Below are 13,444 nucleotides of genomic sequence, written 5' to 3' on the forward strand. Positions count from 1 at the left end.
GCCTGAAAAGGACAGTGGCATGAACACGGGCATTGCAACGGTGCGATTGGCTGGTCCAGACGATGTGGATGCCTTCAAGCACATACGGCTGGAAGCCCTGCGGCTGGAGCCGGCAGCCTTCGCCAGTCGTGTTCAGGATTGGGAAGCGCTACCGGACGAGGAATGGCAGCGACGCGTGACCAGCGGCGCCGTCTTCATTGCCTTTCGAGAGGATGAGCCGGTCGGCCTGATGGGGCTGTTGCGCGAGCAATCGGCGAAGTCGCGTCACCGAGCCACAATCGTCATGGTCTACGTGCGAGCGAGCGAGCGGGGCGCAGGTACGGCCAAGGCATTGCTCGATGCGCTTACGCGATACGCGCGGCAAGAAGGTATCCTGCAACTGGAACTGACCGTCAGCGTGGAGAACCCGGCAGCGCAGCGCTTCTATGCACGCGAAGGCTTTGCCGAGATAGGCCGTCTGCCTGCCGGATTGATCCATGAGGGCAGGGAGATCGACGAAGTGATGATGGCTAAACGCGTTGGGCCATGAAGCGCTCCGGCCCGTAGAAATTTCACAGCGCGATTTTACTTGAGCTCTGCTTCACCCAATCCAACACATAGAGCCGCAGCGCCGATGACAAATTGGCTTCACGGGAACGCTGTTCGTCGATCTCGGCCACGAGCGAGGCGAGAGTGAGACCTCGGCTTTCGGCGATGGCGGCAAGTTCGTCGTAGAACGGCTTTTCCAGCGAATAGGACGTGCGGTGGCCACGAATGGTGACCGAGCGTTTTTCGACCAGGCTCACGCGCGGCCTAGCTCTTGTCGGATGACGAGGAGCCCGGCTCGCGGCGATGGCCATCGATCAGGCGCTCGGCTTTTTCGGCTTGCAGCTTATCGCGCAGCTTTTCGCTCTTGCTGCGGCCGTGCAAGGCACGGTTCTGTTCGGCCGCCGCGGCGCGTTCCTCACGCGCCTTGCCCTTCTTGAATTGGCGGAGATTGACGATCTCGGCCATGGTTCCGGATTATTTCTTGCGGAAGGCGTCGAGCGAGACGACCTCGGCACCCTTGCCGGCGGCGGGTTCATCGGCCTCTGGCTTCTCAGGTTCGACAGCCGCTTTCTTCTTCGAATCGGATTTCTTTTCGGGAGCAAGTGCGACAGGCTCGGCTGCCGGCTTGTCTTCCGCTTCATCCGCCGTCTCGGTTCGGACGTCAAATTCGAGTTCGAAATTCACTGACGGATCGTAGAAGCCGCGCACCGCAGAGAACGGGATTTCCAGCTTCTCCGGGATGTCGGAGAAAGACAGACCGACCTCGAAGCCGGCTTCCGTTACCTTCAGGTCCCAGTACTGGAACTGGATGACGATGGTCATCTGTTCGGGATAGCGCTCGCGCAGGCGCGATGAAATGCGCACGCCCGGCGCGCCCGTCAGGAAGGTGATGAAGAAGTGGTGGTTGCCCGGAAGGCCGGTGCGCGCGACCTCCGCCAGCACCTTGCGCATCACGCCGCGCAAAGCTTCCTGGGCCAGGATGTCGTAGCGAATGTGGTCGTCGGCCATATGCCTGGGCGGTTCCGGTTGAATCGTCCGCATAGCTGTAATCAAGCTTGGCGGGCTCGTAAACCGCATATAGAGGGCGCCGGCACAGCGGCCAACACCAAAGCCGTCTTTAGGTGACGCTTTCGCGACGTTGTTCTCAGGCCAATGCCGTCTCGCGCTGGCGAGAAGCCGACTGACGGGCGCCGTAGGCCCGCAGGAACGTTCGCACACCATTGGTGGCTGACTGCAGAACTTCTTCCTGGCTCGGCTGAATGCCCATCATGAATTCGATCTGCAACTCGGCATTGATCAGCGCGATGAAGTGGCGGGCCGTCACATCCGGATCGTCGATGGTGAGGTGGCCCGCGAAAGCAAGGCGCGCAAAGCGCGCGGCGAGTGCTGGAAGTGTAGTGCCTGGGCCATTCTCGCGCCATTCGGCAAAGAGTTCGGGATAACGCTCGCCCTCGGTCTGGATCAGCTTGCGCAGGAATTTGCCGTCGCGGCTGCAGATGCAATTGCGGTTCATACGCTCGGCGTAGGCGACCAGGTCTGCCTCGATATCCTTGGGCTGATCGGGGAAGGTGGCCAGAGTGGCGAAAATGCCGGCATTGCAGCGCTCGGTGAGTTCATGCACCACCGCGACAAACAGTTTTTCCTTGTCGCCGTGATGATTGTAGACGGTTTGGCGCGAGACGCCCGCTTCCGCAGCAATCAGGTCGATATTGGCGCCAGCGAAACCTTCTCGACAAAAGACGGCCATGGCAGCATCTACGATCGCGACCCTTTTGGCTTCGTGGCCGCGCGGGGGGCGAATGTCAGCAGCAATTGTCTGGCTCATAAAAATCTATATAGCTGTGATTGACAATTTAGACAAGAGTGTCTAATTTTCTGGACTATAAGATTTGAGGATGCAGCGCTTCTCGTGTCGGCATCTCAAGGGATGGAACGTCCTTGGGTTAGATGCCGCATCGCGGCAGTAACCGGATTTGAAAGAGCCATATCATGAACGCGCATTTCCTCCGCACCGCGGTGCTGCTCGGCCTTATGTCCGCGGTCGGTGCCTTCGCCGTCGACATGTATCTGCCGGCGCTGCCTTCGATAGGTGCCGATCTCAATGCCGGCACCTCGGCCGTGCAGATGAGCCTTTTGATCTTCTTCCTGTCGATGGGCTTTGGTCAGATCGTGGTTGGTCCGCTGTCCGACATGTTCGGTCGCAAGCCGCCGCTTTATGCCGGTCTCGCCCTGTTCATCGCCGGTGGCATCGGCTCGGCCATGGCACCCAACATCGAATGGCTTATCGCGTTCCGCTTCCTACAGGGACTGGGTGCCAGCGCCGGTATGGCAATCCCGCGCGCCGTCGTGCGCGACATGCATACCGGTAACGAGGCTGCCAAGCTGATGTCGTTGCTGATGCTGGTGTTTTCGGTGTCGCCGATCCTGGCACCGCTTTCCGGCAGCCTGATCATCGAAACACTTGGCTGGCGCGCGGTGTTCTGGGTGCTGACCGGGGCTGCGGTGGTCGCAATCGTCCTCCTGGCCACTGCCCAGAAAGAGACCCGTCCGGTCGAGGATCGTGTCGGCTCCTCGTTCGGCTCGGCGCTGAAGGGCTATTGGTTCCTGCTCAATGACCGCAACTTCCTCGGATTGACTGCCATTGGCGGCTTTGGAATCGCGTCCTTCTTCGTCTATCTGGCGAGCTCATCCTTCATCCTGATCGATCACTACGGCCTTTCGCCGTCGCTCTACAGCGTGTTCTTTTCGATCAATGCGGTTGCCTTTATCGGAATGTCGCAGATGACAGGCCTGCTCGCCGACCGCTTCGGACTGAAGCGAGTCGTAAAGGTCGCCGTCGTCGGCTACGCCACCGCGATGGTGGTGCTTTTGGCGGTAATGGCTTCCGGCGTCGATCGGCTGGATGTCATGGCGAGCCTGCTGTTCATTGGCTACGGCTTCCTGGGCCTCGTCATCCCGACGACCGCGGTGCTGGCCATGGAGGAGCATGGCACGATCGCCGGCACGGCCTCGGCGCTGATGGGCACGCTGCATTTCGCGATTGGCGCGGTGGCGATGGGTGTGGCCGGCCTTTTCTTCGACGGAACGCCGCTGCCCATGGTGGCAGGCATTACGCTCGCCGCCGTCATTGCTTTTGCGTTGACGCAGGTCACGCTCGGCCGCACCCGCCAGCCCATCGAGGCACCGGCAGAATAAGTCTCTCCCAAGACTGACAAATGGGCCGGGCTTTTGCCCGGCCTTTCTTGTTTGTGGCAGCTGCGTCTCAGAAGCGTATCGGCAACGTGGACGATGCCTGCACGCTGAAGCGCTTCAATCTCGGCCATGATCTTCGGGGCGCAGCATTCCTCGCCTGCGGCAATCAGAATCCGCTCGGGATTTTCCTTGCGGGCCGCTTTATGAATCAAGCTCCTCGAAGATGAAGGCGAGCCGCTCCTTCACCGGTGCGCGCGGCAGCGTGATCAACTCGTACCCATAGCGGGGGTACGTGTCAGCCAGAGCCGCGAAGGTGCGTTCGGCTTCCTCCAGATCCTGCTTGCGCTCGGTATCCTGGGTGAAGATTTCCGGCCAGGGTGGGGCGATGAAGACGCGGCGGTTGTAGCGGAAATGCCCGGCCGCCTTTTCCATGTGCGCCGGCACGGGAAGACCGCTCAGCCTGAGATAAGCCAGCGTGTCCGGCACGCCGCGGTCGAAGAAGACCGGGCCTGCCAGGCGCGACGCCGTATGGTGGGAGCGCAGTTCCCATGCCAGCATCAGTTCCGCAAAAAGAGCCTTGTCGCCCCAGGGCAAGGCTGATCCACCGACTGTCATCTGATCCTGGATGATGTTGCGTCCTGCCTCTGGTGCGGTGGCATAACCTTCCCCGGCAAGAGCTTCAATGAGCGTGGTCTTGCCGGATCCAGGGCCGCCGGTCAGCACAAAGAATTGGTCGGTATGGTTTTGCATGGCTGTTTTCCATGGTTGGAGGAACCCGCTAGGGGCAGTCGGCTGAAGTTCGGGATTTGGGGGGCGCACACGTCGCAATGCATCGGCGGGCCAGTCGGAAATACCGGCTGATGCAAGGCGTATCGATGTGGGGAGAAGTGGAGGCTTCTGTTGCCAGGTGCCTCCGGACCCCGCCTAGAGGTGCGAACCGCTAGGGCTTGATTTGAAGCGTTCGCGCCGCATTAAGCAGCGAGACGAGCTTCCGCATAGTTGTCGTTGGCAACTATAAGTTTAGCCCGATAACGGTGGTACAATGCCGGGTACAGCGATCTGTCTTTCAACGCCCGTCGAACCCATTTCACCCCCATCATAAGCCGTCGCGCGGAGGACGGTTTATGGTGGAGGTGGCGGTATCGAAACCGCGTCCGGATCGCCTATTGCACAGTCGGTTTAGCACCATAGTCCTGTTGCCAGGACGTCCCCAATATACGGACCGGCCCGCCAGGTTTCAATAGCAGGGCGAGCGAAAACAGAGCTCTGCACAGCAGATCTCCAAGGCGTTCGAACCACTGGTGAGGAAGCATGAGATACGTACATCAGATTCTGCTTTACGTACCTCAAAACTCCGTGCTAGGTCGGCGCCGGGAGTGAGGAATGCGTCCAACGGTTCATGACGTGGCAGGGGAGGCGGGTGTCAGTCTGGCGACCGTCGACAGGGTGCTGAACAGGCGTTCCGGCGTGCGCGCGGAGACGGTGGCGCGCGTCAATGCTGCTATCGTCAGGCTCGGCTACGTGCGCGACATCTCGGCCGCAAACCTGGCCAAGCAGCGGGTCTACAACCTGCTTTTCATCGTGCCCGAGGGCTCGAACAGCTTCATGCTCGGGTTGGAAAACGAGCTCAGCCAGGCAAAGCTTTATTCAGTTCTCGACCGCACCCATCTCGATATCCACAAGGTGAAGACCTTCGACGCCGATGCACTGGCTGCGGTGCTGGAAGAGATCGATGCCGGACAGGTGTCGGGTGTTGCGTTGGTTGCAACCGAGTCCGAACGTGTACGCAGGGCTCTGGTGCGGTTGAGAGAAGCCGGCGTTCCGGTTGCCACTCTCGTCTCCGATGTCTCCGAAGCCTATCGAGACCACTATGTTGGCATCGACAACATTGCCGCCGGTCGCACCGCTGCGAGCTTGATCGGTCGTTTCGTCGGCGAGCGCACCGGCAAGGTGGCACTGGTCGCGGGCTCAATGCTGGTGAAGGACCATGCCGAGCGCTGCGCCGCCTTCGAGCAGGCGATCAGGGGTGAGTTTCCGGGGCTTGAATGCTTGCCTGTGATCGAGGGGCGGGACGATGCGGTCGTGACGCGCGCGCTGCTCGCTGAGCTTCTTGATCGCGAGCGCGATGTCGTAGGCCTCTACAGCATCGGCGCCGGCAATCGCGGTGTGATCGACGTGCTGACGTCGAGGGCAGAATATCGCGGAATCACGGTGGTTGCGCATGAACTCACCGACCATTCGAAGCAGGCACTGCGCGACGGCATCTTCGACGCGGTCATCAATCAGGACGCCGGCCATGAGGTGCGTAGCGCGATCCGGCTGCTGAAGGCCAGGATCGACGACACGCCCGTCATCGCCAATCAGGAAGCCATCCGGATCGAAATCTACATCCGGGACAATCTGCCATGAGCCCAGAGGGAAGCGGAGCTGTCCTCCCACAGTTTCGCGAAACGAAACGGGCGAATGACCATACGAGGAGTTTCTAGAGTGAGCACAGGGTTTTTCGGCGATATCGGGAAGGTGAGATATGAAGGCCCGGATTCGACCAATCCGCTTGGCTATCGTTTCTACAACAAGGACGAGATTGTGCTGGGCAAGCGGCTGGAGGACCACCTACGCTTCGCCGTGGCCTACTGGCATTCCTTCGCCTGGCCGGGCGGGGACCCGTTCGGTGGCCAGACCTTCGAGCGCCCCTGGTTCGCCGACACCATGGAAGCCGCCAGGCTGAAAGCCGATGTGGCCTTCGAAATGTTCTCGGCTCTCGGCGTGCCTTATTACTGCTTCCACGATGCCGACGTGCGTCCGGAAGGCAGGAATTTCGCCGAGAGTGCCGCGCGCCTCGACGAAATAGCCGATATCTTTGCGGCGAAGCAGCAGGAGACCGGGGTCAAGCTGCTCTGGGGCACGGCCAATCTGTTCTCGCACCGCCGCTATATGGCAGGCGCCGCCACCAATCCGGACCCGGAGGTGTTCTATTACGCTGCCGCCACTGTCAAAAAATGCATCGACGTCACAAAGCGGCTTGGTGGTGAAAACTATGTGCTGTGGGGTGGTCGTGAGGGTTATGAAACGCTGCTCAACACAGATCTCAAGCGCGAGCGCGAGCAGGCTGGCCGCTTCCTCTCGATGGTTGTCGACTACAAGCATAAAATCGGCTTCGAAGGTACGATCCTGATCGAGCCGAAGCCGCAGGAGCCGACCAAACACCAGTACGACTACGATGTCGCGACGGTCTACGGCTTCCTGAAGGACTTCGGCCTGGAGAAGGAAGTCAAGGTCAATATCGAACAGGGGCACGCCATTCTGGCTGGCCATTCCTTCGAGCATGAACTGGCGCTTGCCGACGCGCTCGGCATTTTCGGTTCCATCGACATGAACCGTAACGACTACCAGTCGGGCTGGGACACCGACCAGTTTCCCAACAATGTGCCGGAGATGACACTGGCCTATTACCAGGTGCTGAAGGCAGGCGGTTTCACCACCGGCGGCACCAATTTCGACGCCAAGCTGCGTCGCCAGTCACTCGACCCGCAGGATCTGCTGATCGCCCATATTGGTGGCATCGACTGTTGCGCGCGCGGCCTGAAGGCTGCCGCGCGCATGATCGAGGACAAGGCGTTGTCCGATCCGCTCGAGGCACGTTACGCTGGCTGGACGGACGCAGCGGCAAAAAAGGTGCTCTCAGGTGGAACGACCCTCGAGGATCTTGCCGCCAAGGTCGTCACGGATGGTATCGAACCGGAGCCGCGTTCCGGGCGGCAGGAATATCTGGAGAATATCGTCAACCGCTATGTGTAAACGCAGCCCGCATGCGGTTGCCTGAATTGGGAGGAGTTCGATGAAGACCATCAAGGGACCGGCCATTTTCCTGGCGCAATTCGCCGGGGATGCCGCGCCGTTCAACTCGTTCGACGCCATCTGCAAGTGGGCGGCTTCCCTCGGCTACAAGGGCGTGCAGATCCCGACCTGGGATGTCCGCCTGTTCGACCTGAAGAAGGCATCGGATTCCAAGGGATACGCCGACGAAGTGAAGGGCGTGGCAGCGAGCCATGGCCTGGAGATCACGGAACTCTCCACGCATCTGCAGGGCCAGCTCGTGGCTGTCCATCCGGCCTATGATGCGGCCTTCGACGGTTTCGCCGCGCCCGAAGTTCGGGGCAATCCGGTTGCACGCACCGAATGGGCGGTCGATCAGGTCAAGCGTGCGATCCTGGCCTCGAAGCATCTCGGCCTCAAAGCGCACGCGACGTTCTCTGGCGCGCTCGCCTGGCCTTATGTTTACCCCTGGCCGCAGCGTCCTGCCGGTCTTGTCGAAGCCGCTTTCGATGAACTGGCGAAGCGTTGGAAACCGTTGCTCGATCATGCCGACGAACACGGCGTCGACCTCTGCTACGAGATCCATCCGGGCGAAGACCTGCACGACGGCGTCAGCTACGAGATGTTCCTGGAGCGGGTGAACAATCACGCCCGCGCCAACCTGCTCTATGATCCGTCGCACTTCGTGTTGCAGCAGCTCGACTATCTCGACTACATCGACATCTACCATGAGCGCATCAAGGCCTTCCACGTGAAGGATGCCGAGTTCAATCCGACAGGCCGCCAGGGTGTCTATGGCGGCTTCCAGAGCTGGGTGGATCGCGCCGGTCGCTTCCGTTCGCTTGGCGATGGCCAGGTCGATTTCGGCGGCATCTTCTCCAAGCTTACCGCCTATGATTTCGATTCTTGGGCGGTGCTGGAGTGGGAGTGCGCGCTGAAGCATCCCGAGGACGGCGCACGTGAAGGCGCTGAATTCATCAAGCATCACATCATCCGCGTGACCGAACATGCCTTCGACGACTTTGCCGGCGCGGGCACAGACGATGCCGCGAACCGCAAGATGCTCGGATTGGACAGGAGCTGACCATGGCGATCGAAGGCAGCAAGCAGGAGACGCAAGGCGGTCGCATCCGGCTCGGCATGGTCGGCGGCGGGCAGGGCGCCTTCATCGGCGCGGTGCATCGCATCGCCGCCCGCATCGACGACCAGTTCGATCTGGTCGCCGGCGCCCTTTCATCCGATCCGGCACGAGCGAAAGCCTCGGCGCTCGATCTCGGCATCGCGACCGACCGTGCCTATGGCTCGTTCGAGGAGATGGCCAGGGCGGAAGCCGCAAGGCCAGATGGCATCGAGGCAGTTTCCATCGTCACGCCCAACCATATGCATGCGCCGGCGGCGAAAGCGTTCCTGGAGGCCGGTATCCATGTCATCTGCGACAAGCCGATCACCACCACGGTCGCCGAGGCGCAGGAACTGGTCGATCTGGTGAAGAATACCGGCAAGGTTTTCGTGCTCACCCACAACTATACCGGCTATCCGATGATCCGGCAGGCACGCGCCATGGTGGCCGCCGGTGAATTGGGGGATGTCCGGCTGGTGCAGGCGGAATATCCGCAGGACTGGCTCACCGAGCGCGCCGAACTTTCAGGTTCCAAGCAAGCGGAGTGGCGTACCGATCCCAAACGCTCGGGCGCTGGCGGCGCGATAGGCGACATCGGCACCCATGCTTACAACCTCGCGGCATTCGTCACCGGTCTGGAGACGGACGAGCTTCTGGCGCAACTGACGGCCTTCGTGCCCGGCCGACTGCTCGACGACGACGTGCAGATCCTGCTCCGCTACAAAGGCGGCGCGCGCGGCATGCTGTGGGCGAGCCAGGTGGCCGTCGGCCACGAGAACGGGCTGAAACTGCGCGTCTATGGCACAAAGGGCGGCATCGAATGGGTTCAAGCCGATCCGAACTATCTGTGGTTCACCCGGTTTGGCCAGCCGAAGCAGCTTTTCACTCGCGGCGGCAATGGCGCGTGGCCGGAGGCTACCAGAGTGACCCGTGTTCCGGGCGGTCATCCCGAAGGCTATCTGGAGGGATTCGCCACGATCTATGCCGAGGCGGCGCGCGCCATACGTGCTGCCCGTGAGGGCAGGAAGGCGGATGCCGAGGTGGTCTATCCGACCGTTGAAGACGGTCTGAAGGGCATGGAATTCATCCAGGCTGCCGTCGCTTCGTCGAAAGGCGGCAATGTGTGGACGAAGGTGGGATGAACTCGGCACCTTCACCTGCTCCGACCGATAACGCTGCTCCGCTGCTGAATGTTGCGGGGCTCTCGAAGTCGTTTGGCCCGGTGCAGGTGTTGAAAGGCATCGACCTGGTCGTCGAAGCCGGCCAGGTGCACGCGATTATCGGCGAGAACGGCGCCGGCAAATCGACCTTGATGAAGATCCTGTCCGGTCATCTGCAGCCGACGGATGGCGGGATCAGGATCGATGGCCAGCCGGTGGTGTTTTCCGGGCCTGTCGATGCCGAGCACCGCGGCATCGTCCTGGTGCATCAGGAAATCCTGCTCGCGCCGGACCTGACCGTCGCCCAGAACGTTTATCTGGGGCGTGAAATCGCCAAGGGTCTTGTCGTCGACGACAAGACGATGAATGAGGGCGCGCGGAAGGCGATCCGCGAACTCGGCGGTGATATCGATCCGACCGTGACAGTCGGGCGGCTGTCGATCGCTCAGCGCCAGCTTGTGCAGATCGCTCGATCGCTGCTGGTGCCGCACCGCCTCGTCATCTTTGACGAGCCGACTGCTTCGCTCACACCCGTGGAGACGGAGGCGCTGCTCAAAGTCATCGCCGATATCCGTGCCAAGGGCACTGCCGTCCTCTACATCTCGCACCGCCTGCCGGAGGTGAAGCGCATTGCAGACAAGGTGACCGTACTGCGCGACGGCCGGCTGGTGACGACGCGCGATGCCAGCGGGGTCGAGCCCGTCGACATGGCCAGGCTGATGGTCGGGCGTGATGTGGCCAAGCTTTATCCGGACCGTGCTGCCGCCGGCGCGCGCGAAGTGGTGCTGGAGGTCGAGGACATGTCTGTGCCCGGCTATGCCGAGCACGCTTCCTTCCAGTTGCGCAAAGGCGAGATATTGGGATTCGCGGGTCTCGTTGGCGCCGGCCGCACGGAACTGATGGAAGGTATGGTCGGCTTGCGAACAGCGCGCGGCACTGTACGTCTTGCCGGCAAGCCGGCCAGTTTCGCCAATGTGCATGACAGCATGAAGGCCGGCATCGCCTACCTTTCGGAAGACCGCAAGGGCAAGGGCCTGCTGCTTACAAAGGATCTCAAGCTCAACCTCACGCTGGCTTCGCTGGGCCGTTTCGTGCGCTGGTGGCAGGTGGACCGCACCCGCGAGCGTGAGGCGCTCGACAAGGCGATTGCCGAGTTTGACATCCGCACCGGCAGGAAGGATCTGCTGGCTGGCCAGTTGTCTGGCGGAAACCAGCAGAAGCTGCTGCTTGCCAAGATGATGATGCTCGATCCGTCGATCGTCATCATCGACGAACCGACGCGCGGCATCGATATCGGCACCAAGGAACAGATCTACAAATTCATCGCCGGGCTGGCGGCCGAAGGTCGGTCGATCATCGTCGTTTCGTCCGAGATGCCGGAACTGATCGGCCTGTGTGACCGCATCCTGGTGATGCGGACGGGACACATCGTCGGCGAGGTGGCCGGCGACCACATGACTGAAAACGAGATCGTCGTGCTGGCAACCGGCGTGCAAGCGGGAGAGGCCGCCTAGGCGGGGGGAATAATGACCGAAACGGCAGCAGCAACGGCAAAGGCGAGACGATCCTGGAAGGATGTGGATCTGCGGGCAGTGGCACCCTTCGTGGCGCTGGCGCTGCTGCTTGTGCTTGGCGCGTTCGCCAATCCCAACTTCATCAGTGTCGACAATCTGCTCAACGTGCTGACCCGCAGCGCCTTCATCGCGATTATCGCGGTGGGGGCAACCTTCGTCATCTCGGCGGGTGGGCTCGATCTTTCGGTTGGATCGATGGTGGCGTTTGTGGCGAGCCTCACAATTCTCTTCATGAACAGTGGCGCGGTCGCCGATCCGATGATGACGATCGTTGCAGCGGCCGTGCTCGCGATCGCCATAGGCGCTGCGTGTGGGCTGGCCAACGGCCTGATTACCACCGTGGGGCGTATCGAACCCTTCATCGCGACGCTCGGCACGATGGGCATCTATCGCGGGCTGACCACCTGGCTATCGCAGGGCGGGGCCATCACGCTGCGCAATCCAGAGGTGCAGTCGCTCTACAGGCCGGTTTATTTCGGCGAAATTCTCGGTGTGCCGTTCCCGATCTATGTGATCGTCATCACCGCCGCCATCGGCGCTTTCGTACTCTATCGCACGCGTTATGGCCGGCATGTCGTCGCTGTCGGTTCCAACGAGGATGTGGCGCACTATTCGGGCATTCCGGTCAGCCGCGTGCGTACGCTCACCTATGTCATCCAGGGTCTGTGCGTGGCTGTGGCTTGCCTGATCTACATTCCCCGGCTGGGTTCCACCTCGGCGACCACGGGCCTGATGTGGGAACTGCAGGCGATCACCGCTGTGGTGGTCGGCGGCACGGCGCTGCGCGGCGGAGTAGGGCGCATATGGGGTACGATCTGTGGTGCCTTCATCCTGGAGATCGTCGGCAACATCATGCTGCTCTCGAACTTCGTCAGCGAGTACCTGCTCGGGGCCATTCAGGGAGCAATCATCATCATCGCCATGCTCGTCCAACGTTCGCTGGTGAGGAAATCCTGAAACAGGGCCGGGTTCTCGGGTCGCCCGGCCGCTGATTGATCAGACCTGTAAGGGAGGAAAGAATGCGAAAACGACTAATCGGAGTGGCAGCGGTCGCCATGGTGGCGCTGATGAGCGTTGCCCAGGCGCAGGACAAGAAGACCATCGGCGTCTCGATCCCAGCGGCCGACCATGGCTGGACTGCCGGCGTGGTGTTCCATGCCGAGCGTATCGCCAAGAAGCTGATGGAAGAGCATCCGGGGCTGAACGTCATCGTCAAGACCTCGCCGGACGCGGCCAGTCAGGCGAATGCCGTGCAGGATCTGGAAACACAAGGCATCGACGCGCTGGTGATCCTGCCGTCCGATCCGGATCCGCTGGTCAACGCCATCAAGGAAGTGAAAGACAAGGGCAAGTTCGTGGCTCTGGTCGACCGTGCGCCGTCCAGCAATGACAATTCCGTGCGCGACCTCTATGTCGCCGGCAACAACCCGGCACTTGGCGAAGTGGCGGGCAAATACATTGCCGAAAAGACGCCGGAAGCAGAGGTCGTCATCATCCGCGGCCTGCCGATCCCGATCGATCAGCAGCGCCAGGATGGTTTCGACAAGGGCATCGCTGGCTCGAAGGTCAAGGTTCTCGACCGTCAGTTCGGCAACTGGAACCGCGATGATGCCTTCAAGGTCATGCAGGACTATCTGACCAAATATCCGAAGATCGACGTGGTCTGGTGTCAGGATGACGACATGGCGGTCGGCGTGCTGCAGGCGATCGAGCAGGCAAAGCGCACCGACATCCAGTATGTCGTGGCCGGCGCCGGCTCGAAGGACATGATCAAGAAGGTCATGGACGGCGACAAGATGATCCCGGTCGACGTGCTCTATCCGCCGGCCATGGTCGGTACCGCGATGGAACTGACGGCGGCTGCGCTGATCGACCAGGTGCCGGTAAGCGGCAACTACATCCTCGATGCGACGCTGATCACCAAGGACAACGCCCAAAACTTCTACTTCCCGGATTCGCCGTTCTGAGCAGCTTTCGCTCTTAACCAGGCGGAGATATGAGGCGGCTCGGCATATTCTGCCGGGCCGCCTTTGTATTCTCGAGGCACTTTCCCT

The 13,444-nt window shown here is 61.2% G+C and carries 14 protein-coding genes and 1 other RNA gene; 9 read left to right on the forward strand and 6 right to left on the reverse strand.

What is annotated here, in order from left to right; all coding sequences use genetic code 11:
* Positions 1-19: 19 nt before the first annotated feature.
* Positions 20-529 carry a GNAT family N-acetyltransferase gene (locus ACFWXH_RS10160; RefSeq protein WP_379119819.1) on the forward strand — a complete coding sequence of 170 codons (510 nt, stop codon included), beginning with the start codon at positions 20-22 and terminating at the stop codon, positions 527-529.
* Positions 530-551: 22 nt separating this feature from the next.
* Here the strand turns inward: ACFWXH_RS10160 and ACFWXH_RS10165 are convergent, their stop codons facing one another.
* From ACFWXH_RS10165 to ACFWXH_RS10180, 4 genes are all read right to left on the reverse strand, one after another.
* Positions 552-785 carry a ribbon-helix-helix domain-containing protein gene (locus ACFWXH_RS10165; protein ID WP_379119821.1) on the reverse strand — a complete coding sequence of 78 codons (234 nt, stop codon included), beginning with the start codon at positions 783-785 and terminating at the stop codon, positions 552-554.
* A 7-nt stretch (positions 786-792) separates the two neighbouring features.
* Entirely contained in the window at positions 793-993 is a 201-nt protein-coding gene (locus ACFWXH_RS10170) for a DUF4169 family protein (RefSeq protein ID WP_379119823.1), read from the reverse strand.
* A gap of 9 nt (positions 994-1,002) precedes the next feature.
* Positions 1,003-1,536 (reverse strand): SspB family protein, encoded by a 534-nt coding sequence (locus ACFWXH_RS10175; protein ID WP_379119825.1) that lies wholly within the window; start codon positions 1,534-1,536, stop codon positions 1,003-1,005.
* 136 nt (positions 1,537-1,672) lie between these two features.
* A complete protein-coding gene (locus ACFWXH_RS10180; RefSeq protein ID WP_379119827.1) occupies positions 1,673-2,353 on the reverse strand; it encodes a TetR/AcrR family transcriptional regulator in 681 nt (226 codons plus the stop codon).
* 164 nt (positions 2,354-2,517) lie between these two features.
* On the opposite strand from ACFWXH_RS10180, the gene ACFWXH_RS10185 reads away from it, so the two are divergent.
* On the forward strand, positions 2,518-3,723 hold the full coding sequence (locus tag ACFWXH_RS10185; protein WP_379119829.1) for a multidrug effflux MFS transporter: 1,206 nt from the start codon (positions 2,518-2,520) through the stop codon (positions 3,721-3,723).
* 198 nt (positions 3,724-3,921) lie between these two features.
* Here the strand turns inward: ACFWXH_RS10185 and ACFWXH_RS10190 are convergent, their stop codons facing one another.
* Together ACFWXH_RS10190 and ssrA are read right to left on the reverse strand one after the other, a co-directional pair.
* Positions 3,922-4,470, reverse strand: a complete 549-nt coding sequence (locus ACFWXH_RS10190; RefSeq protein ID WP_379119831.1) for an AAA family ATPase — start codon at positions 4,468-4,470, stop codon at positions 3,922-3,924.
* A gap of 136 nt (positions 4,471-4,606) precedes the next feature.
* Positions 4,607-4,965, reverse strand: a transfer-messenger RNA (tmRNA) gene (ssrA, locus tag ACFWXH_RS10195).
* Positions 4,966-5,103: 138 nt separating this feature from the next.
* Here ssrA and ACFWXH_RS10200 point away from each other — a divergent pair.
* The 7 genes from ACFWXH_RS10200 (at position 5,104) to ACFWXH_RS10230 (ending at position 13,357) form a co-directional block, all read left to right on the forward strand.
* Positions 5,104-6,129, forward strand: coding sequence for a LacI family DNA-binding transcriptional regulator (locus tag ACFWXH_RS10200; protein ID WP_379119833.1), 1,026 nt, complete (start codon positions 5,104-5,106; stop codon positions 6,127-6,129).
* Between the two features lie 78 nt (positions 6,130-6,207).
* Positions 6,208-7,518: a xylose isomerase gene (xylA, locus tag ACFWXH_RS10205; RefSeq protein ID WP_379119835.1), complete on the forward strand. Its 1,311-nt coding sequence runs from the start codon at positions 6,208-6,210 to the stop codon at positions 7,516-7,518.
* Positions 7,519-7,558: 40 nt separating this feature from the next.
* Positions 7,559-8,620, forward strand: a complete 1,062-nt coding sequence (locus ACFWXH_RS10210; RefSeq protein WP_379119837.1) for a sugar phosphate isomerase/epimerase family protein — start codon at positions 7,559-7,561, stop codon at positions 8,618-8,620.
* Positions 8,621-8,622: 2 nt separating this feature from the next.
* Complete coding sequence (locus tag ACFWXH_RS10215) at positions 8,623-9,798, forward strand: Gfo/Idh/MocA family protein (RefSeq protein ID WP_379119839.1); 1,176 nt, start codon at positions 8,623-8,625, stop codon at positions 9,796-9,798.
* Positions 9,795-11,330: a sugar ABC transporter ATP-binding protein gene (locus ACFWXH_RS10220; RefSeq protein WP_379119841.1), complete on the forward strand. Its 1,536-nt coding sequence runs from the start codon at positions 9,795-9,797 to the stop codon at positions 11,328-11,330. The genes ACFWXH_RS10215 and ACFWXH_RS10220 overlap by 4 nt, the downstream gene beginning before the upstream one ends.
* A gap of 12 nt (positions 11,331-11,342) precedes the next feature.
* Entirely contained in the window at positions 11,343-12,347 is a 1,005-nt protein-coding gene (locus tag ACFWXH_RS10225; RefSeq protein ID WP_379119843.1) for an ABC transporter permease, read from the forward strand.
* A gap of 62 nt (positions 12,348-12,409) precedes the next feature.
* Entirely contained in the window at positions 12,410-13,357 is a 948-nt protein-coding gene (locus ACFWXH_RS10230) for a substrate-binding domain-containing protein (protein ID WP_054308184.1), read from the forward strand.
* Positions 13,358-13,444 lie beyond the last annotated feature (87 nt).

Source organism: Mesorhizobium sp. NPDC059054 (assembly GCF_042739215.1).
Classification (GTDB): Bacteria; Pseudomonadota; Alphaproteobacteria; order Rhizobiales; family Rhizobiaceae; genus Mesorhizobium.